The 20,840-nt window shown below is 67.4% G+C and carries 16 protein-coding genes; 8 read left to right on the top strand and 8 right to left on the bottom strand.

Annotation, left to right across the window (positions count from 1 at the left end; translation table 11 throughout):
* Positions 1 to 79: 79 nt before the first annotated feature.
* Complete coding sequence (locus tag JOF56_RS13045; RefSeq protein WP_209637575.1) at positions 80 to 1,438, bottom strand: glutamate-1-semialdehyde 2,1-aminomutase; 1,359 nt, start codon at positions 1,436 to 1,438, stop codon at positions 80 to 82.
* Positions 1,439 to 1,494: 56 nt separating this feature from the next.
* Here JOF56_RS13045 and JOF56_RS13040 point away from each other — a divergent pair, with 56 nt between their 5' ends.
* The 3 genes from JOF56_RS13040 (at position 1,495) to JOF56_RS13030 (ending at position 6,009) form a co-directional block, all read left to right on the top strand.
* On the top strand, positions 1,495 to 2,253 hold the full coding sequence (locus JOF56_RS13040; protein ID WP_209637573.1) for a WecB/TagA/CpsF family glycosyltransferase: 759 nt from the start codon (positions 1,495 to 1,497) through the stop codon (positions 2,251 to 2,253).
* A gap of 292 nt (positions 2,254 to 2,545) precedes the next feature.
* Positions 2,546 to 3,337 (top strand): MBL fold metallo-hydrolase, encoded by a 792-nt coding sequence (locus JOF56_RS13035; protein WP_209637571.1) that lies wholly within the window; start codon positions 2,546 to 2,548, stop codon positions 3,335 to 3,337.
* Positions 3,334 to 6,009 (top strand): VTT domain-containing protein, encoded by a 2,676-nt coding sequence (locus tag JOF56_RS13030; RefSeq protein ID WP_209637569.1) that lies wholly within the window; start codon positions 3,334 to 3,336, stop codon positions 6,007 to 6,009. The genes JOF56_RS13035 and JOF56_RS13030 overlap by 4 nt, the downstream gene beginning before the upstream one ends.
* Here the strand turns inward: JOF56_RS13030 and JOF56_RS60070 are convergent.
* Together JOF56_RS60070 and JOF56_RS60065 are read right to left on the bottom strand one after the other, a co-directional pair.
* Positions 5,984 to 7,060, bottom strand: a complete 1,077-nt coding sequence (locus JOF56_RS60070) for a glycosyltransferase family 4 protein (RefSeq protein ID WP_209637567.1) — start codon at positions 7,058 to 7,060, stop codon at positions 5,984 to 5,986. The two genes, JOF56_RS13030 and JOF56_RS60070, sit on opposite strands and share 26 nt — an antisense overlap.
* 14 nt (positions 7,061 to 7,074) lie before the next feature.
* Positions 7,075 to 8,073 (bottom strand): glycosyltransferase family 4 protein, encoded by a 999-nt coding sequence (locus JOF56_RS60065; RefSeq protein WP_209637565.1) that lies wholly within the window; start codon positions 8,071 to 8,073, stop codon positions 7,075 to 7,077.
* A gap of 71 nt (positions 8,074 to 8,144) precedes the next feature.
* Here JOF56_RS60065 and JOF56_RS13015 point away from each other — a divergent pair, with 71 nt between their 5' ends.
* The 4 genes from JOF56_RS13015 (at position 8,145) to JOF56_RS13000 (ending at position 14,190) form a co-directional block, all read left to right on the top strand.
* Positions 8,145 to 9,602, top strand: a complete 1,458-nt coding sequence (locus tag JOF56_RS13015; RefSeq protein ID WP_209637563.1) for a flippase — start codon at positions 8,145 to 8,147, stop codon at positions 9,600 to 9,602.
* Between the two features lie 321 nt (positions 9,603 to 9,923).
* Positions 9,924 to 11,831, top strand: coding sequence for a glycosyltransferase (locus JOF56_RS13010; protein WP_307855077.1), 1,908 nt, complete (start codon positions 9,924 to 9,926; stop codon positions 11,829 to 11,831).
* The gene (locus JOF56_RS13005) at positions 11,828 to 12,850 is read left to right on the top strand and encodes a glycosyltransferase family 4 protein (RefSeq protein ID WP_209637561.1); all 1,023 of its coding nucleotides are present in this window, start codon (positions 11,828 to 11,830) and stop codon (positions 12,848 to 12,850) included. Before JOF56_RS13010 ends, JOF56_RS13005 begins: the two co-directional genes overlap by 4 nt.
* Positions 12,851 to 12,939: 89 nt before the next feature.
* Positions 12,940 to 14,190 carry a glycosyl hydrolase gene (locus JOF56_RS13000; protein ID WP_209637559.1) on the top strand — a complete coding sequence of 417 codons (1,251 nt, stop codon included), beginning with the start codon at positions 12,940 to 12,942 and terminating at the stop codon, positions 14,188 to 14,190.
* Here the strand turns inward: JOF56_RS13000 and JOF56_RS12995 are convergent.
* Genes JOF56_RS12995 through JOF56_RS12980 form a run of 4 tightly spaced genes read right to left on the bottom strand, consistent with a single transcriptional unit; the run spans position 14,180 to position 19,141 of the window.
* Positions 14,180 to 15,211 (bottom strand): glycosyltransferase family 4 protein, encoded by a 1,032-nt coding sequence (locus JOF56_RS12995; protein ID WP_209637557.1) that lies wholly within the window; start codon positions 15,209 to 15,211, stop codon positions 14,180 to 14,182. The two genes, JOF56_RS13000 and JOF56_RS12995, sit on opposite strands and share 11 nt — an antisense overlap.
* Positions 15,208 to 15,948, bottom strand: coding sequence for a YveK family protein (locus tag JOF56_RS12990; RefSeq protein WP_209637555.1), 741 nt, complete (start codon positions 15,946 to 15,948; stop codon positions 15,208 to 15,210). Before JOF56_RS12990 ends, JOF56_RS12995 begins: the two co-directional genes overlap by 4 nt.
* The gene (locus tag JOF56_RS60060) at positions 15,945 to 17,996 is read right to left on the bottom strand and encodes an O-antigen ligase family protein (protein ID WP_209637553.1); all 2,052 of its coding nucleotides are present in this window, start codon (positions 17,994 to 17,996) and stop codon (positions 15,945 to 15,947) included. The genes JOF56_RS12990 and JOF56_RS60060 overlap by 4 nt, the downstream gene beginning before the upstream one ends.
* On the bottom strand, positions 17,993 to 19,141 hold the full coding sequence (locus tag JOF56_RS12980; RefSeq protein WP_209637551.1) for a class I SAM-dependent methyltransferase: 1,149 nt from the start codon (positions 19,139 to 19,141) through the stop codon (positions 17,993 to 17,995). The genes JOF56_RS60060 and JOF56_RS12980 overlap by 4 nt, the downstream gene beginning before the upstream one ends.
* A gap of 20 nt (positions 19,142 to 19,161) precedes the next feature.
* Here JOF56_RS12980 and JOF56_RS12975 point away from each other — a divergent pair, with 20 nt between their 5' ends.
* Entirely contained in the window at positions 19,162 to 19,692 is a 531-nt protein-coding gene (locus JOF56_RS12975; protein WP_307855076.1) for a dTDP-4-dehydrorhamnose 3,5-epimerase family protein, read from the top strand.
* Positions 19,693 to 19,853: 161 nt separating this feature from the next.
* On the opposite strand, the gene JOF56_RS12970 is transcribed toward JOF56_RS12975, so the two are convergent.
* Positions 19,854 to 20,840: an NAD-dependent epimerase/dehydratase family protein gene (locus JOF56_RS12970; RefSeq protein ID WP_209637549.1), complete on the bottom strand. Its 987-nt coding sequence runs from the start codon at positions 20,838 to 20,840 to the stop codon at positions 19,854 to 19,856.

Below are 20,840 nucleotides of genomic sequence, written 5' to 3'. Positions count from 1 at the left end.
GGTGGCCGATGGAACACCGCTGGCAGCCGGGAAAATACCCATGCGGATCGCGGTGTCAAGAGGAGAATATTTACCTTTGTCACACCGGGTGCCGGGCCGGATGGCGATCGGATGAAGCCAACTGGCGGGGGTGGGCGAACCGGCGCAACGCGGGTGCGACCGGACGGCCCGCCAGCAATCCCGTGACGCCACCGGATTCCAGCGCCTTGCGGTAGACCTGCAACGACCGGGTGGCAGCGTCCACTGTGTGCAGTACGTCGCGGTCGGTGTGCGCCGCGGAGATGACGAACGACTGGCCGAGCACACCCGCCCGGAGCATCTCCTGCAGGAAAAGCGTGCGAAACGCCTGCGACGGATTACCTTCGGCGTCCTTCGTCGTAAAGATCAAACAGGACGGCCGGCCGATCACGGAGACGTGATCATCGATACCCAGTTCGGCGGCGGCCGAATTCACCCCGTCGGCCAGCCGGGCGCCCGCGCGCTCCATCCGGAGAACTGGATCATCACCCGCATAAGCCTTGACAACAGCCCGGAAAGCGGCGAGCGACACCGATTCCGGGCCATGCGTTGTGGAAAGCAGGAAAACCCTCGGCTCGCCGGTGCGCAGGCCGCCGAGCTCCATCAGCTCCCGGCGGCCGGCCAGCGCCGAGATCGGGAACCCGTTGCCCATTGCCTTGCCCCAGCACGACAAATCCGGGGTGACCCCGTAACACTTCTGTGCCCCACCAGCCGACCAGCGGAAACCGGTGATCATCTCATCGAAGATCAGCACGGTCCCGGTATCGTCACAAAGTTTCCTTACCCCTTCAAGGAATCCGGGCGCGGGCTCGGCTAGCGCGGTCGCGGCCTCCAGCACCACGGCGGCGACCTGTCCACTGTGCTCGGTGAACAGGGTTCGCAGACTGTCCAGGTCGTTGTAACCGAACCGCACCGTGCTTGGGCGTGGTATCCCGGCATCCATCTCGGTAGTGCCGATGAACCAGTCGTCCACGGAGAAGAACGGCTGATCGCAGATCGCGACAACCTCCCGGCCGGTCGCGGCCCGCGCGAGCCGTACCGCCGCGGTCGTCGCGTCCGAGCCGTTCTTGGCGAACTTCACCATGTCCGCGCCGGGCACAAGACTGAGGAAGTCCTCGGCGGCCAGCAGCTCGAGCTCAGTCGGCCGGGAGAAGTTCAACCCCTTGGTGAGCTGATCGCGGACAGCCTCGAGAACCGGCTCATAGGCATGCCCGAGCGTGACACTGCGCAGACCCATGCCGTACTCGACATAAGTGTTGCCGTCGACATCCCAGACCCGCGCGCCCTTGCCGTGCGTCAGCACCGGCGCCATGTCCTCCGGGTACTGGTCGGCACCGCGTGCATACGTGTGCGCGCCTCCTGGAACCAGTTCGTGCAACCGTTGCTGCAGCTCGGCGGACCTGCGGAAATCGTCGTTCACATGCACAACCTCCCACACGTGGTAGCCGGGCTTACACAGAGCGGTACCCTTCGCGCGTGATCGAGCGGCGCGTACCAGTTGGCACGGTAGTCGTCGACGCCCTCACCGAGGCCGAGGTCGTCCACCAGGTCCGCGAGACCTGGCACAACGGTGGCTGGATCCTGACCGCGAACGTCGACATCGTCCGCGCGATCAGCCGCGACAGATCACTGGTCGAACTCGCCTCCTCCGCGACCCTCACAGTGGCCGACGGCATGCCCCTCGTCTGGGCGGGCCGAATCGCCGGCTCGGAGATCCCGGAGCGAGTAACCGGAAGCTCCCTGGTGCACACCCTGACCGCAGCGGCCGCCCTCGACGGGCGGTCGGTCTTTCTGCTGGGCGGAGCCCCAGGCGTGGCCCACCGAGCGGCCGAAGTCCTGCAATCGCGCTCACCCGGCCTGAAAATCGCGGGAGTGGCAGCGCCGCCGGTCGGCTTCGACCAGTCCGAGGAAAGCCTCCAGCCAGTCATCGACTCAGTAGTCCTGGCCCAACCCAGCCTGGTCCTGATCGGCATGGGCTTCCCCAAACAGGAGAAACTGATCCGCCGCCTTCGCGAGGTAATGCCCAACGCCTGGTACGTAGGCTGCGGCGCCGGCATCCCCATGGCCTCCGGCGACAGCCGCCGCGCCCCAGCCTCGATGCAGAAGCTAGGCCTCGAGTGGCTCCACCGCCTCGCCCAAGAACCCCGCCGATTGGGCCGCCGCTACCTCAAGGACGACCTCCCTTTCGCCATCGCCCTCCTTGCCGGCGCCGCCCTCCGCCGCGTCCGCCGCTAACCGGCCTCCGTTCTGGTTCGGGGTCTCGCCGGGTTCGTGCCTCGCTTTGTCGGCTTTTTCGCCTTGTCCGGGTTTCGCTTTGGTCCGGATTGGCCTCGAGCAGGGTTCGCCTTTGATTGGGGGCGCGGACCTGGGGCGCCAGTGGCCTTCAGGTCGGCGACTGGGTTCCTGGGGCGCTTGCCTTCTCAGTAACTGGGCTTCGGTCTTGGGCGAAGGTGCTGGCCTGGGGCACCGTGTGTTTGTCATGGCGCGCTTGGTTGGTGGGGTTGGTCGCGTCGGGGTGCAAATGGGGATGGTTGATCGGATACTCGGGGGCGTGCGCTTCCTGGGCCATTCGACTGTGCGGATTGAGATTGGTGGCCGGGTTGTGCTTACTGATCCGGTTCTGACGGGGTGGGTTGGGCCGTTGGTGCGGGTTGTGCCGCCGCTTGGGCCTGGGGACTGGGCGGGGGTTGATCTTGTTCTGGTGTCGCATCTGCATGGGGATCATTTGCATCTGCCGTCGTTGCGGTTGGTGGCGGACGCGCGGATTGTTGTGCCGAAGGGGGCTGGGGCGTGGCTGAGGGGCAAGGGGTTCGGGCGGGTTGAGGAGCTTGGGGTCGGGCAGCAGCTGGTTGATGGGGATCTGACTGTGACCGCTACCTATGCCGAGCATTCGGGGCATCGGTGGGGGCCGAGGCTGACGCATGGGCCGGACGCTCCGGCGGTTGGGCACCTGCTGGAGGGCGGGGGCAGGCGGGTGTATGTCGCGGGGGACACCGATTTGTTTCCGGGGATGGCTGAGCTGGGACCTGTCGATGTCGCTTTCCTTCCTGTTTGGGGGTGGGGGTTGACGTTGGGGCCGGGGCATCTTGATCCGCAGCGGGCGGCTCGGGCTGTCGAGTTGATTCGGCCCAAGGTCTCCGTGCCGGTGCATTGGGGGACGCTGGCGCCGGTGGGGCTGGCGAACGCGCCGGGCCGGGTGGGGGCGCGGATGCGCAGGCTGCTGACTGAGCCTGGGCATGAGTTCGCCGCAGCGGCGAGAGGCACTCAGGTTGTTGTGACGCGTCCGGGCACAGAGGTTCCGCTAAGGCAGGGTGCATGATCAATCTAGCCCTCGACTTCACCAGTACCTCGGCGATCGGCTATCCGTTGCTGTTCGGCGGGGTGCTGCTGGGGTCGATCATTCCGATTGTGCCGACGGGTGCTGTTGTCGGTGCGGGTGCGGCGGTCGCGATGACGACCACTGAGATGTCGTTGCCGTTGGTGCTGCTGCTCAGCACGCTGGGGGCGTACATCGGGGATGTGATCACGTATGCGATCGCGAGGCTCGGTGGGGAGCCGGCGATCCGGTGGTTGTCGAGGCACCAGCACGCGGATCGGATCGCGAGTATCCGGGCCCAGTTCAGCCGGAGGGGCTGGCAGATTGTCGTGGTCGGCCGGTTGTTGCCGGCCGGGCGGATTCCGGTTCTGCTCGCGGCGGGTGCACTGTCCTATCCATGGCGGCGGTTCCTGCCGACGGCTCTGGTGGCCGCCGCGATCTGGGCGGTGGCGTACGCGCTTCTGGGCATCGTCAGTGGCGGGATCTTTGACTCGCCGCTTGTCGCTAGCCTGATCGCGACTGTGCTGGTTCTTCTCGTCACTGTTCTTATGGCGGTCATCGCGAGGCGGCAGACACGCGCGCCGGACGCGGGCAAGCTGTTGCGTGGTGGGCGCGCGACCGCGCGGGTGCTGTTGATCTGGGTGATTGTGACGGCGGCGCTGCGCGGGCTCGATTCGTTGCTGCCGGGCTTCACGATGACGCAGTGGTGGCAGCCGACCGTCTGCGCGTTGCTGCTTGGTCTGATGGCCGGGATCGTGTGGCCGCTCATCCTGCGGATCGCTCTTCCCTTCGCGCTGTTCACGTTGGGAATCGGCAGTTTCCTGGTGGTCGGGGCCGGTGCGCTGGCCATCTTCAACGCGGTTCCCGGTGTGGAGATCACCGATTTCCGGACTGCGGTCGCGGTGACCGTCGGGATGTCGTCGGTTGGTGCACTACTAAGCAGTGTGCTCGCGCTCGACGCGGAGGAGATCTACTTCCGGCGGATCGCGCGGCGCGGCGGAACGCCTGACCCGGCGCACGACACCCCGCCGGGCGTGATCTTCCTTCAGGTCGACGGACTCGGTTACGACGTGGTCCGGCGGGCTGTGCGGGACGGCGACATGCCGACGCTGGCCGCGTGGATCAACGAGGACAGCCACACCCTTGAGATGTGGCAGTGTGACTGGAGTTCCCAGACCGGCGCCGCGGTTTGCGGGATCCTGCACGGCGACAACCACGACATCCTCGGGTTCCGTTGGTACGAAAAGGATCGGGACCACGTGATGGCGTGCGCTCATCCCCGGGACGCCGCCGAGATCGAACGGCGGCACTCCAACGGCAAGGGCCTGCTGTCCGGTGGCGGCGCCGGGCACGGCAACCTCTTCACCGGCGACGCCGATCACGTCACGCTCACCATGAGCGCGGTTCCGTTGCTGGGCAAGGGTGTCCGACGCGGACGACACCCGAAGACCGGCGACGGGTACTTCACGTACTTCGCACGGCCCGCGAACGTGGTCCGCACGTTCGGCTCCGCGCTCGCGGATATCGCCCGCGAGATTTGGGCGTCGGCGAGCCAGCGTCGTGCGGACGTCCGCCCGCGTGTGAAGCGTGGCGGCATCTATCCCGTTGCCCGCTCTGGCACGACGGTCATCACCAGGGATGTCGTAGTGTCAGCGATCATCGAGGACATTCTCGCTGCACGGCCGGTCGTGTACGCGGATTTCCTCGGCTACGACGAGGTCGCGCACCACTCGGGAATCGAACGCTTTGACGCGTTGGCGGTCCTGCGCGGAATCGACAAGGAGATCAGCAGGCTGCATCGCGCGACGCGGCTCAGCCCGCGCAAGTACCACCTCGTTGTCCTGTCGGATCACGGCCAGACCCAGGGCTGGGCGTTCGCGGACCGGTTCGGCGAACCCATCGAGACGCTCATCGGCAAACTCTGCGGTGGTGAGCCGTCCACCACGACCAAGGCCACGAAACCAAGTAGCGCGGCCGAAGGCTGGCAAATGGGTGCGGCGCTGGCCGAAGGCGGGTTGATCGCCCGACGGCTCCGGGGTCGTGTCGAACGCGCGGAAGTGAACCCTGAGCGGCACAGGGCGCCGAGCGGTGAGCCCGGAGCGGTGGCGCGGGTGGCGCCGGGCGTGGTCGTTGTCGTGTCCGGGCACATCGCGATGGTGTCCTTCACCGAGCACGAAGGCCGGGTACCGCTGGAGACCATCGAGCGCGAGTACCCGGAACTGCTGCCGCAGCTGGTCGATCACCCCGGTGTCGGATTCATGCTGGTACGCAGCGAGGAGTTCGGTCCGGTCGTACTCGGCCGTGACGGGCTGCACCGGCTGGCGACCGGCGTGATCATCGGCGACGACCCGTTGCAGGGATACGGCCCGCACGCCGTCGATCTGATCAAGCGCGTCGACCAGTTCCCGCACTGCGCCGACGTGATGATCAACAGCCGGTACGCCCCGGAGACCGACATGGCCTCGCCGTACGAGCCGCATGTCGGTTCGCACGGCGGCATGGGCGGTCCGCAGGCACGCGGTTTCCTTGTGTACCCCAAGGAGTTCCGGCCTGCCGGCGAGATCGTGGGCGCCGAGGCGCTGCACCGGGTCTTCCGCGGCTGGTTGACCGACCTCGGACACCCCGATCCCGCCGAGGAGGCCACGAAGGTCAGCGACCGCGTGCCACTTCCTTGATCACGTCGGCCAAGTGCTGCGCCTGGACGTCCGTGGTCAGCTCACGCTCGAGGCGTGCGCGCCCTGCCGCGCCCATCGCATCCGCACGGTCAGGATCGGCCATAAGCGCGCCGACGGCTGACGCGAACATGTCCACATCACCTGGCGGCACAACAAGACCGTCATGACCGTGCTTGAGGTAGCCCTCCAGGCCTTCGCTCGCCGTCACGACGTACGGCCTGCCGCACGCCATCGCTTCGAGGATCACGGACATGCCGGAGCCGTGGATGTTCGGCTGTGTTGCCACGGCCACGACGTTGGCCTGGCCGTAGAACTGACGCCGTTTCGGTCCCAGATGGCCGCGGTGCAGCGTGCCCAGCTCCGGTGACAGGTCGACGTCCAGCTGCGTCGCCAGCTCCAGCCGGGTACCCGGCCGGCGGCGGCGCACGTCGCTGACGGCCTTGATCAACGTCTCGTGGTCGCGGTGCGCGTCGTCGCCGACACTGGCGACCAGATCCCGGTCGACCTCGCCGTCGATCGGCCGGAACCAGTCGGCGTCGATGCCGAAGGGGACGAACTTCAGTTTCTGGTCCGGCACGCCCCAGTCGTCGCGCAGCACCGGGATCATGCCGAGCGCCTGCACGAACACCGCGTCCATCCGGTCGAGCGCCTTGCGGGCGCGGCGCAGGAAGGGCTTCGAGCGGTTCGCCGGATCGGTCAGCAGCTGCACGCCGCTGACCACCGGTGGGCCGCCCGGCAACGTGGCCGCCGGGATACCGGTGAACTCGTCCCAGCACAGCACGACATCCGCACTGCGTCGTAACCGATTCCATTGGGACGTAACGGCTTCGAAGTACTCCAGGCCACCGGCCCGGTCACGCACACGGCGAGCGACCGCGTTGGGGACGCGGCCGGTGAGCACGGGACGGAACGCCACATCGACGCCGTGTCTGCTCAGCTCGTCGATCCCGAACGGGGTCACGTTCGGGACTTCGCCGGTCGCGTTGCGCTCCGGCCAGGTTGCGGCGTCGAGGTAATGGATGAGTTCCACCCAGGCGCGCACGCGCGGCACAGTCAGGCTCCTGATCAGATTTGGTGAATGAGCTCCGCCAGCCGGGCGGCTTGGAGCTCGGTGCTGAATTCCCGCACGACCCTACGGCGTGCGGCCTGGCCCATTGCCAGGGCCATCGCGTCGTCGGCGACCAGCCGCTGGATACATTTGGCCAACGCGTCCTCATCGCCGACCGGATAGACCAATCCGGTTTCTTCCGGAGTGACGTACTCGGCGAGGCCCGGAGTGTCCGGAATCACCACGGGGCGGCCGCAGGCCATCGCCTCGAGAGTGACCGTGAGGCCAGAGGCGTGCACGTTCGGAGTGGTGGCGACCGCGACCACGCTCGCGCGTCCGTACAGATCGCGGACCTGGCCTTCGTTCAGGCCGGTGCGGGCGAAGTTGTCCGGGATGGGCAGCCGGGTCGCAATCTCCAGGCGTGCGCCGGGGACCTTGCCGATCGCACGGATCAGCAGGTGGTGGTCTCGGTGGCGGTCATTGCCGGCGCTGACCACCAGGCCGTGCTCGGTGTTGTCCTGCGGCTGGAAGAAGTCCACGTCGATGCCGAGCGGGATGTGCCGGGGGTTCTTGACTCCCCAGTCATCCCTCAATCGGGGGATCATCGCGCTTGAGGACGCCCACACGCCGGCCGCTTTGGGCAGCGCCCGCCGAGCGAACCAGGCGGTGCGTGGCGCAGGGTCGTCGGTCAGCCAGACAACGCCTGTGACCACGGGTTTCTTGCGTTCCCGGAGGATCGCCGGCACGCCTGAGTACTCGTCCCAGCACAGCACCACGTCACCGCTGTTGCGGCGGAAGGCATCCACCCATTCGTAGCCACCCAATCGGTGGCGCGACGCGCGGCCGAGCCGCTCGGCCACGCGCCCACGGCGGGGAATCCGCATGACCGGCCGGACGCCATAGTGATCAAGCCGGTCCAGGCCGTACGGCCAGTGATCGGGAACCTCACCTTTTGAGTGTCTGCTACTCCATTCGGCGGGATGCAGACCGTGCGACAACTCGAGGTATGCGCGCACTGTATTGACCTCCGCATCGCCGTGGCACCGCATGGGATCTGCGGCAACGCGAAGTTACTAGACTACGGCCCGTGTCCAGGGCGGCGGCAATCGCGCGAGGGGTCGCCCTCCAAGTAGTGGCGCGGGTAACCGCATTGCCGTTGGCAATCGTCACGCTCGGTATAGCGACCCAATACCTGGGTGAACATGGCTACGGCGTGATGACCACGGCGATCGTGTTCATCGGGCTGTTCGAGACCCTGACCTCACAGGGCATCGGCACCGTGATCGTGCGGAGGGTGAGCGGGCGCGAAGGGGCCTCGCTCACCAGGCTGATCGGCATGGACCTGACGTTTTCGATGGTCTACGCGGTTCCGTTGGCGTTGACAGCGGGCGCTGTCGGCGTGCTGACCTACGACGATCCGGAGATCCAGGCAGCGCTGCTGGTACTCGCGGCCGGGCTCGTCTGCAACGCCATCGCCTCCTGTTTCGACGCGGTCTTCGACGTCCACGTCAAGTACGGCCCCGTCGCGACCTCCGAGTTCTTCGCCCGCGTGGCCACCCTCGGCTCAGCCGCGGCGGTGGCGTGGACCGACTCCGGCCTGCTCGCCATGTGCGCGGTCCAGATCCTGCCGCAGCTGATCAAGATGGTGGTGACCGGACTCGCGGCGCACAGGCTGACGGCGTTGCGCCCGGTCTTCCACGTCGAGGACACGATCAGCCTGGTCAAGGAGAGCATCCCGTTCACCCTGATCATGCTGATCGGCGTGATCTACTGGCGGGTGGACGGCGTCCTGCTCTCGCTGCTCGCCAACACCCGCGAAGTCGCCGCGTACGGAATAGCCGTGCAACTGGCCTTCACCCTGAACATGCTCCCGCAGGTGTTCTCGCGAACCGCACTGTCCACAATCAACGAAGGCTACGCAACCGATCCGGAGCGCTTCCGCCGCGCCGTGGCCAGCGGCTACCGATTCCTGTTGCTTTTTGCCACACCCGTTGCCGTACTTGGCATCCCACTGGCCGAGCGCCTCGTGACCGCCGTAGGCACCGACGAGTTCGCCGACGGCGCCACCCCGGTCCTGCGGCTGTTCTTCATCGCGTGCGCCATCAGCTTCCTGACCTCGATCATCAGCGACGCCATGGTCGCCGCCCACCAGCAACGGTTCCTCACCACACTGTCCGCGGTGAACCTGGTCGTGAACATCACCCTGAACATCGTGCTGATCCCGCACTTCGGCGCCATCGGCTGCGGCATCGCCCTGATCGTCACCGAGATGTCCGGCGTCCTGTTCACCCAGTTCCGCCTCAAGAAGATCGGCGTGGACCCACTGCCGGTGAAGTACATGCTCCGGCTGATCCCCGGCCTGAACCTGTCCCTGCTCGCCATGCTGGTGACCTGGTCCCTGCCGCTGGTGTTCCCGATCATCGCCGGCATGATCGGCTACTTCGCCGGCGCCTGGTTCGGCGGCGCCATCCCACCCGAAATGCGCGGCGCCCTGCTCGGCGCCATGAAACCCGGCTCCCGCTCCCAGGGCACATCCCCAGCCTGACTGGGCCGCATCCCGCAACGTTCCAGGCCGGAGAGGCTGCTCAAGCGCGAACTCGCTCCACCAGCAGAACCCCGCCGCCCCACCATAAGAAAAAGACAATCCCCCACCCATCCCAGGGGGCGTCCCTGGTCCAGTCTACAGGGAATGGGGTTTGAGCAGGGATTTTCCAGGGGTGAACCCGGGCGAGTGGGCCGTTCGCACGGGGATTACACGACTGGGTGAAAGGACTCGACATGGGTAGGACGCGCATCTGGCTTCGTCTGAGGGCCTGTGGTCGGGATGTGGTCGGGGTGTCGGCGGGCGTGAGTAAGGTGACTCGGCGTGATAGAGGAGCAGGGTGTCCGTCGGCTTGTTGTGCTGGTGGTGAGTTATCGGCGGGCGGATCTGCTGCGGCGGTGTCTGGACAGTGTGTACAAGCATCTGGCTGGGACGAGGGTCCTGGTGTGGGACAACTTGTCTGAGGGCAGTGCGGATGTGCGGGCGCTGGCGGATGAATATCCCGAGGTTGAGTGGGTTTTCTCGGAGCGGAACGTTGGTTATGCGAAGGCTGTGAACGGGCTGGCGGGGCGGGTTGGGGATGCTGACCTGTTGTTGCTCAATCCGGATGCCGAGCTGACGGGGCCGTTGGTCAAGGCGCGGGCCGCCTTGCGGGAAGATGGTGTGGCGGCGGTTTCGCCGAAGGTTGCCGAGCCGGTGGGTGGGCCGGATTGGGATGTGGCGCGGCGCAAGCAGACTGTGGTGCGGGCGTTGGTCAGTCATTCGGGGTACGGCAAGAGGCTGCGGGGGCGGCCGGTCTCCGATTACTACCCTGAGCAGCCGGATCTGGTTGATGGCTATCTCAGTGGTTGCTGCCTGCTGATTTCGGGGCGGGCCTGGCGGGAGCTGGGTGGGCTGGACGAGAAGTTCTTCCTGTACGGCGAAGAGTCGGAGTGGCAGGCACGGGCGCACGCCAAGGGGTGGCGGCTGGTGCTGGCCGACGAGACCGATGTGACACATGGTGCGGGTGGCACGATGTCGGGTGATCCGTTGGCGGAGCGCAGGTCCAGGGATCTGCTGCGCGCCGGGCAGGCGGAGATGCTCGGGATGAGCAACTACGGCCCTGGCGCGATCTTCACCGCTGGGCTGACTGTCCTCGATCGGGTGCAGCGTTCACATCGTAAGGACCGTGCGCGGGAAAAACAGGCCGCACGCGCGAAAGCGAAAACCGGTCTGCCGAGCATTCTGTTGACCAGCAACGAACTGTGTCAGGGCGGGGCCGAGCGGCAGCGGGTTCTGCTGGCCAATGAGCTGGCCAGGCGGGGTTATCCGGTCACTTTGGCTTGCCTGCAGCATTTCGGGCCGTTGACGCCGGAGCTCGACCCGGCGGTACGGCTCGTACTGACGCCGTGGTGGCAGCCCCTGGTGGACCTTCCCACCAAGGATGCTGTGCTCATCACGGGTGTGACGAACACCGAGGCCGGGTTCGCGATGGGCTGGCGAGCCGCGAACCGGCGGGGGAAATGGCTGGCTGCCACGCATGAGCCGGCCGAGCCTGACCAGCCGACCTACAGCAACGCGCTGGCCAAGGTGATCAGTCGCAGCGACGGCGTGATCGCGTTGTCGCCGAGGCACTGGGCCGACATCACCCGGCACCAGTCCTTGCACACCAGGCATTTCATCGCGCCGAACGGTGTACCCGCGCAGACACCCCGCGCCTACCGGCCGGACGGAGAAGTGCGGCTGGGCATGCTGTGCCGGATGGTCGAGCACAAGAATCCGCATCTGCTGGTCGAAGCCCTGAGCACGATGCCGGACCTGGACTGGACGCTGGATCTGTTCGGTGACGGGCCGGACCGCGAACGGCTGCAGGCGATGGCCCCGGCGAACCCGAAGATCACGTGGCACGGTGCCTCGCCCGGGCCGGACCACGCGTTCGCCGGGATCGACGTGCTGTGCGTGCCGAGCAAGGCCGAGGCGTTCCCGCTGGTCATCGTGGAAGCCATGGCCCGCGGCCTGCCGGTGATCTCGTCTGCCGTAGGTTCAGTACCGGATTTGCTGGACAATGGCAACGCCGGGGTGCTCGTCGAGCCGGTCACCGCGGCCGCATGGGCAACAGCGCTGCACCCGATCATCCAAGACCCGACCCGGCTCACGGCACTCGCCGAAGCGGGCGCCCGGCGGGCCGCCGAACTGTACACAGTGGACGCAATGACGGATGCCTACGAGACCGCTATCGCGGCGGCGCGATGAGAGTCCTCTGGCTCTCGCCCTGGATGCGCACGCTGTCCAGGGTGCATGTGGAAGCGCTGCGCGACGCCGGCCACGAGTGCCTGCTGATCACCTCGGATCAGCACTACGAGAAGATGTCCCCGCTGCCGTACGAGCGGGTCCTCGACCCGAGACCGAAGGACATGCGCACGATCGGGCCGCTGCTGCGGACCGTGCGCGAGGTCAAGCGCTGGCAGCCCAGCGTGGTGGTCGTCGAACTGGTCTGGGACCCCCGCTGGCTGATGCTGGCACGGCTCGCGCCGATGGTGCACGTGATCCACGACGACGCGCCGCACGACCAGACGGAAGTCCGGCCCGCGTGGCAGCGGCGCCTCTTCAACCGGTTCAGCAACCGCGCCACGCGTGTGGTCGCGTTCAGTGAGTATGTGGCGAAACGGTTGCCGTACCCGGCCAGTGTTGTGCCGCTGACCAGCGATGTCCGCGAGAAGGACCTGCCGGAGCGCTCGACGGACCGGCGTGACTTCGTGCTCTACGGCCGGATGTCGCCGTACAAGAACGTGCCGATCGCGTTGCGCGCTTGGGAGAAGCACCTGCTTTCCGGGCAGCACAAGGGCGACCGGCTCCTGCTGCTTGGCGATGGCCCGCTCGACGTGTCCGAACAGGACCTTCCGCCGCGGTGCGAGTGGCGGCGGGAGCGTTATTCCTATTCGGACGTTCTGCCGATCCTGGGGCGGGCCAAGGGCTCGATCGTGCACTACCGCAACGCTTCGCAAAGCGGTGTGCAGCTGCTGTCGATGCAGCTCGGTGTCACTCCGGTCGTATCGGACTCCGGCGGGTTGCCGGAGTTCCAGCCGCCCGGCGAGCCGGGCATCGGGGTGGACGACGTCGACGGCCTGGCAGCGGCGTTCAGCGAACTAGCTGATCCAGAGGTCGCGCTGCGCCGTGGCGACGCCAGCCGGACGCACTTCGAGCGCGAGTTCAGCGCTTCACATGTCGTCGAGCGCCTGGCCGATGTCCTTGCCCAAGCCGCCAAACTCTGACCAATTCGCTGAAAATAATCACCCGTAAGGGGGAGTATCACGGCATGAGGTTACTGCGTTCGACTTATTGACATGATTCCATGGTCGGCATGGCTGAGCACATCGGACGGCGCCGATTCATTGGGGCAGCGGCCGGGGCGATCGCGCTCGGGGCGGCCGGCGGTATCGCGCTGGGGCAACAGCAGTGGTTCGCGCCCGAGCAGACGGCGGAAGAAGAGACCACCAAACCGATCACCGCCGACCCGGCTGCGACGCCGGACGCGCAGGCCCTGCTCAGATGGTTCAAGGAACTGCCCACCAGGGACGCCAGGCGCGTCGTCAGCGGCCAGCAGATCGACGACATCACCGCGGCCAGCTACGAGTACTTCGTCGAGAAGCTGGCCGTGCGCACCGGCAAGCACCCGGCGATCGTCGGTGTGATGGTGCGCGACGCGTGGACCCGGGCCGATTCCAAGATCCTGGTGGACCACTGGAAACGCGGCGGCCTGATCACCATGGACATCCACCCGACCAACCCGTGGAACCCGACCGGTGGCCCGAGTTCCGCCTGGGTGCCGGATGCCAAGGCGGCCAAGCCCGATCTGCGGATGCTGCTGTCCACGTCGGACTCGACACCGCAGCGGACGCTGTGGCGCAAGCAGATGGAGAAGCTCGGCGACCTCGTCGAGGAGATGGCCTCGGCGGGTGCGGTGGTGATGCTGCGGCCGCTGCACGAAGGCAACGGATCGTGGTTCTGGTGGGGCCAGGACATGGCCTCCCGCAAGACATTCGCCCGCGACCTCTACCGGGATGTCTTCTACTACATCACCCAGACCCGCAACCTGCACAACGTGCTCTGGCTCTACTCGCCCGGTGCGTCCTGGGACGGCCCGGCGCTGTCGTACTACCCGGGCTCGGAGTACGTCGACATGGTCTGCCCCACCCGGTACGACGACGACATGCTGATGCTGGGGGAACGCACAGGCGAGTCGCCCAACAACGACTACAAGGACGTGGTGTCCACCGGCAAACCGGTCGGGTTCGGCGAATGCGGCCCCTCCACCAAGCTCGACGGCTCGTGGGACGCGCGCACGATCATCAAGCGGATCCGGGAGACGTACCCGGCCATGACGTACTTCCATGTCTGGCACGGCTGGGAGAACAAGATCATGGAACTGGCCCGGGACAAGTACACCGAGGAGCTGATGAACGACCCGTGGGTGGTCACGCGGGAGAACATCGACTGGCGTCCCAAGCCGGGCGCGACTACGACCACACGGCCGAGCACGACCGGCAGTCAGCCGCCGAAACCGTCGGCGACCGGGCGTGGTTCGGTGATCCGGCCGCAGGTCACGAGGTAGCGAGCCGGTCCCAGTGGCGTCCGAGGTCCTCGATGTAGTTCTCGATGGCGAACGGCTCCACTGTGGACCGGGCGGCCTTGGCAAGGCGTTCCCGCAAACCGGAATCGGCCAGCAGGGATTCCAGCGCCCGAGTCAGGCCGGCCACGTCACCAGGCTGGACCAGCAAGCCGTTCTCACCGTCGAGCACGACTTCGCCGATGGATCCGACCGGGCTGACCACAGGCACCAGACCGTGCCCCATCGACTCGAGCATCGCCATCGGCAGGCCCTCATCCCGGCTTGGCAGCACGAACACGTGTGCTGAAGCCAGAATCCGGTCCCGCTCGGTCGGTGAAAGCCAGTCGTGGATCTCGGCCTGGACGCCGAGCCGGGCAGCCAGTGCGCGCGTCTCGGCGACCTCGCCGTCACCGGCCATCACCAGGTCGACCGGTGACGACAGCCCGGCGACCGCGGTCAGCACGTCCGCCGAGCCCTTCCGCGCCCCGAAACGCCCCAGAAAGACGATCTTGAAACCAGGCGCGTCGGACACCGCCGGAGGCAGCTCGATCGGATTGCCCAACGCCACCACACGCTTGACGCCGAGCAGCGACATATACCGCGTACGCCACGATTCACCCAGCACAGCAAGCAGATCCGCCTGCCGGAACGTCCACGCGATCACCCGCTTGGCCGAACCGGGCAACCCGCGGTACCAGTCCATGAACTCCGCGCCATGGCAGTGCAACACCACAGGAACCCGGAAAAGCTTCGCAAGCAGGACCAGAACACCTTTACGCACAACGCTGCCACGCTCGGACACGTGCGCGTGCAGAACGTCGGCCTGCCGGCGCGCCAGCGCAGCGGCAACCCGGGCGGTCCCGGAAAGCCACAGGGCCAGCCGCATCCCGGCCGGGCCTTCCCGGTGTGTCGGGATCATCCGGATCGACGCGACCCGGGACCCGTGCTTGAGCATCAACGCCGTCACGGTCGCCATACCGCCGCGCTCGGTGGGCGCGGACCCGACCATCAGCACCCGGGTCATGAAGCCCACGGCGGGTTGGTGCGCTGATGTGGTTGTGGCTGCGGATTTTGCGGCGGCGGCTGCCTGCCCGGCTGGACCACCGGCATCATCCGGCTGGTGGCCTCGCCGACGGGCCTGCGCCGGGCCTGTAACCGCACCTGGAACCGTTGCGGATAAAGCCACCTGAGTACGAAGATCGCGATCCCCGCGACCACGAGACCGCCGAGCAACCCGCCGAGCAGCAACAACCACAGGCCAGGCGCCGAACGGGCGGGCGGCGTGGACGGGTCGGTGATCACGTTCACGACCACGCGGGCCTTACCGCCGGGGTTGGTCTCCAGCTTGGTGATCGCGTTGATGAACGACTGGGTCACAGCGACCGCGTTGCGCCGGGCCAAGTCCGGCGAAGGGCCGGTCACCGAGAGCTTGAGCACGGTCGTGTCGCCGGTGACCGCCGCCGAGATCTGCGAGGCGAGGGTGCCGGGATCGGTGCCGAGCGCCTGCGCTGCGGGGGCCGTGACCTGCGCGCTGGACGCGATCTGTGCGTACGTGGTCATCCGCTGGTTCACGTACTGGTTGCTCGTGTACGCGGTGTCCGGTTGTTCCGGATCACCCTGCCCGGTCATCAGAACCTCTGCGGACGACGTGTACACCACGTTGTTCATCCGGTTGCTGAAGTAGGCGCCACCGAGCAGGCCGGCCACGACGCCGACCGCGAGCAGCCACTGCCACCACGCAATGTTCTTGAGCAACCTCACCGTGTCATTATCCTTCTCGCCGGTAACGGCGTTTGCGCGACCTTGATCTGTGGTTGCCAGCCAACAGCAAGAGCCAGCATTGCCAGAGTAAGCGCGACGGCCACTAACGTGGGACGATCGATCAAAGTCGTCTGCAGCACGGACTGGAACGCGATGCACGCCAGCCCAAGTCCGAGCCCCACGACCAGCACAGTTCCCGGCGCCCGGCGGCGCCAGCTGTGCACGACGACCGCCGCGACCCGGACCATCAGCAGTCCGACCACAAGCAGCCCGGCAGCGCCGAACCAGAGCCAGATCCGCAGGTACTGGTTGTGAATCCACGGCCGCGCCTCGACGACTGTCCGGTCGTGCAAGGCATCATACGAAACGATCTCGCCGCCGTACGGAACGGCGACACCAGTGCCCAGCAGGGGACGTTCAAGCAGGGTATTGATCGCGGCCGTGTTCTCCCGTTCGCGGTCGGCCAGGCTGTCCTCGACCAGGGCCTCACCGCTGAAAACACTGGTCACACGGGCCGCCAGCGCCGCACCCGTGGCCCCGAACACGCCGCCGCCGGCGAGCCCCAACGCGAGTGCTCCCAGCGCGGCCGCCGCGATGAGCCGTTTCACCAGGCCTCGCGAGCCGAACCGGGCGATCGCGACCAGAATGGCGCACCCCAGCAGCGGTGCCCATGTGGATCGGTTGAAGCTCAGCGCCTCGTGCGCGATGCCAGGAGCCGCGAACAGCAACAGCCGCCAGCGCGGCCGCAACGGGAACGCACCGGAGACGAGCAGGATCAGCAGCGGTCCCCACATCGGCAGGATCGGCGCGGCCAGCCGGGACACCTCGGACGTGTCGGCGCCGGTGATCACCGACGTCCGTTCGTCGACGAGCAGCCGATGCCAGTCCATCACCGACGCGGCCAGTTCGATCATGCTGGCCGCTGCCGCGCCGACCGCCACGATCGCGACCAGCTGGGCGATTTTCCCGGCGAACGCCCGGTAGACGATCAGGAATCCGAGTGGCACCAGCAACAAGGCCCGCAGTGAGTCGGCGACCTCGGAGAATTCGGCACCGCCCAGGAATCCCATCGCGCAGCCGGCCACGATCGCCGCGGTGAGCACGACCAGCGGCCACGTGAGGACCGAGCGGCCAGGGCGTTTCCACACCACGATCAGCCCGATCAGCAGGGCGACCTCGATCACGGTCGGCGTGACCGGGCCGATCTTGACCAGTTCGAGCTTCGGCGGGAACACGGTCATGCCGAGTCCCAGCAACGCGACCGCGATCCAGCGGGCATCCCGGAAAGCCGCGAAACCCGCCACCAGCAAGGCCAAAAGCGGCGGCCCAACGGACCCAGTCCCGGCATAACCGGCGACCGCGACGAAACACACCCCGATCACAAGCATCCCGCGCCGGGTACGCACCGCCGAGGCCAACGCCCGCAGCTCACGGTCGACCTCGGCCGCGAACGCGTCGGCCCCGCCGATCCGGGATCCGCCGCTCGCCAGCTGTGAAACCCACTGCCCAGGCCGTTTCAGCGCGCAGACGAGCCAGCCGAACATGGCACCGATCACGGCACCGAGGACGCCGCCCCAGACGCCCCACTTGAGCGACATGTTCTCCGGTTCGCTGCCGGGCTCGGTCACGATGCCCGAAACCCGGCTGGCCGACGACCCGCGCGGCACCTCGGCGATGCTCACGACCTTGATCACGGCGTTTGCCGCGGCTGTGGCCCGCTCGGCCAGGTCGTCCCGGCTGGGCCCGGACAACTGCACCATCAGCGACTGTGAGCCGGAGATCTCGTGCGCGGCGATCTTCTCGTCCTGCCGCAGGCCGAATTCGCTGGCCACCGCCCCGCTGCGGGCGACTCGCGCCCAGCTCGGCATCCGTTCGGTGATGTGCCGGGCTTCGGACGCGGTGGGTGGGCGGTCGTCGGTCTGCAGCGCCGTGAAGACAATGACCGTGGTGCTGCGGTACTCCAGGCCGCCGAGCATCGGCACCGCGAACCCGATCGCCAGGCCGGCCACTGCGAAGGCGAGCACGACCAGCGCGGCGACCCGGTTCACTGCTTGTCCTCAGCCAGGCGCGCGGGCGGCACGAGCCGTCGGGTCGTGGGGTCCTCGGTGGGGACGGGTTCGGCGATCACCCAGCGGCCGTCGAGGGCCGGTAGCGCGGTGCGGACCTCGTCGAGCAGGTCCGGCACGAACAGCAGGACCGAATCGGGTTTCGCCCGGACGAGCTCGGCCGGGCTGATCACCGGGATCGTGGTGCCCGGCATCCGGCGGCCCCACTTGGACTGGGAGGCGTCCGCCACGCCGGACAGCATGGTGTTGTCGATGCCCGCAGCGGCAAGCAAAGCGACTGCCCGAGACGCCGCGCCGTAGCCAAAAACGCGCTTGCCTGTGCCGCGTTGCCGTTGGAGCCAGCCGCGGAGCGCCGTAATGCTGTTGGAAGCCGTCTCCTGCAACGAACGCACGATCCGTGGATCGCCGACTCCGCTGCCGTTCTCCTCGGCGAACAGCGCCCTGACTTCCGGATCGACCTGGCCACCACGACCCGCGGCGAGCAGGACCGTGCCGCCGTACAGGTCGAAACGCCACGCAGTGCGAGGTGTGAGACCGGCGATGGCCAGCATCCTGGCGATCGCGCCCGTCGAGTAGTAGGCGTAATGCCCGTGCCGCAACGCGTTCCACTGTCCATTTCGGATGACCGTGGCCAGCGAGTGGTACTGCAGCAGCAGAATCCCGTTCTCGACCAGCCTGCCGGTCCGCTCGGCAAGCGCCGCGTGCTGGTCCGGCGAGTGCATCAGGCCGAAGCAGTCGACCACGATGTCCGCACGCTCACCCGGTTCGACCGGCTGCAGACCGTGCTCGGCGAGCATCGGCAGCCACGAACCGCCATGTGGGCTGCCGTACTCCAGCACTCGCGCACCGGGCTTGACCAGGCCAGATCGCATCACACGGCCGATGGCGTCCTTGGCCTGCGCGACCAACGCGGCCGGCTCGACGCCACGCGGCTCCTCCGGCACGGTCGGATCCTCGGCGAGTTGTGCCAGATCGCACTCCGCACACAGCCACATCCGAAGTGGATAGACCGGATCCGGCCCGGCATCACCGGCATCGGGGAAGAAATCGCTGGCCGGCTGCTTGCCGAGGTCCAGAACCACCTCGCCGCGACGGGCCCGGCAGGACCGGCAGATCGGCGTCAGCATGCGGGCACCATGATGGACCCGTGGAGGTACGGACGACTTCGATCGACGGCGTGCTGCTCTTTGTGCCCACGCCGCACCACGACGCGCGTGGCCTGTTCACGCGGACGTTCGACGCGGCGATCGCGGCCGAGCACGGCATCGATCCGGCCTCGTTCATCCAGGATTCCCAGTCCCGGTCGCATCTCGGCGGGCTGCGCGGGCTGCACGGCCGGACCGGGCGAGGCGAGGCGAAGCTGGTGCGGTGCGCGCACGGCGCTGTGTCCGATGTGGTCGTCGATGCCCGGCCGGACTCGCCGACCTTCGGCCACCACGAGATGTTCCGGCTGGACGACGTGACCTTCGCGCACCTGTACATCCCGCCCGGCATGCTGCACGGATTCCAGGCGCTGACGCCGGTCGCGGACGTCTGCTACCGGATCGACCGGCCGCACGACCCGGCCGAGGACGTCGCGATCCGCTACGACGATCCGGACCTGGCCATCGACTGGCCGTTGCCGGTCACCGAGATCAGCGCCCGCGACCTCGCCGCGGGCCCCTGGCGGCCGCATTAGTGGTTGCGACCGGAGGTGCGGTGGGGGTATTCGGCGGATCCAGGTTTTCGCTGGGCGTGCGGCAGGGAGGTCCTCGTACCGGGCGTACTTGGGCCTTTCTGCCGTGCGGTCAGCGGGAAGCTGGGCCGTCGAGACCCCTGTCGCACCTCCGGTCGTGACCACTACAGCCCGCCGGTCTTCTTCAGCCAGGCCAGGCGCGTGAACTTCTGCTCGAAGTCCGCGCGTGTCAGGCCGTGTTCGATGTACGCGTCGTGCAGCTCGACCGCACCGGCTTTGACTGTCCACTGTGCTTCGAACGGCAGCGCGGCCCGGATCCGGGAGAAGTCCACGCGGTACGAACGCGGGTCCGCGCCTGCCTCGCCGGTGATCACGAGCTTCGACCCGGCAACGGCTTCGACCACGTGCTGAGCGATCTGCGCGACTGTCAGGTTGTTGTCCTCGGTACCGACGTTGAAAGCCTTGCAGTGCACGGCTTCCTTCGGCGCTTCGAGGGCTGCGACGAACGCGTCCGCGATGTCCTGGGCGTGCACCAACGGCCGCCAGGGCGTGCCGTCCGACAGCACCCGGACCTCGCCGCTCAGCACGGCGTGCCCGACCAGGTTGTTCAGCACGATGTCGGCACGCAACCGCGGCGAGAACCCGAAAGCGGTGGCGTTACGCAGGAAAACCGGTGTGAAGTCCGAATCCGCCAGCGCCACCAGGTCGTCTTCGACCCGGACCTTGCTCTCCGCGTACGGTGTCACCGGGCGTAGCGGCGCGTCCTCGCCGACCAGGCCGTCACCGGCTGCGCCGTACACCGAACAGGTCGACGCGTAGAGGAACCGCTTCACGCCCGCGTCGGCGGCGAGCTGAGCCAGCTTCACCGATGCCTTGTGGTTGATGTCATAGGTCAACTCCGGCTCGAGCGAACCGAGCGGGTCGTTGGACAACGCCGCCAGATGGATCACGGCGTCCACACCGGACACGTGCTCGGCGGTCACGTCCCGCAGGTCGACCTGGTGCCCCTCGGGGTCGGCGGGCTCGGGCCCCAGCACGCACGGTGCGAAGTACCCGGAGTCCAGACCGATCACCTCGTGACCGGCGGCCGCGAGCCTCGGCGCCATCACGGTGCCCAGGTAGCCCTGGTGTCCGGTCAGCAGTACGCGCAC

Source organism: Kibdelosporangium banguiense, from assembly GCF_017876405.1.
In the GTDB taxonomy this organism is placed as follows: Bacteria; Actinomycetota; Actinomycetes; order Mycobacteriales; family Pseudonocardiaceae; genus Kibdelosporangium; species Kibdelosporangium banguiense.
Note: the sequence above shows the minus strand (reverse complement) of the source record. Positions and strands in the feature narration are given on the sequence as shown.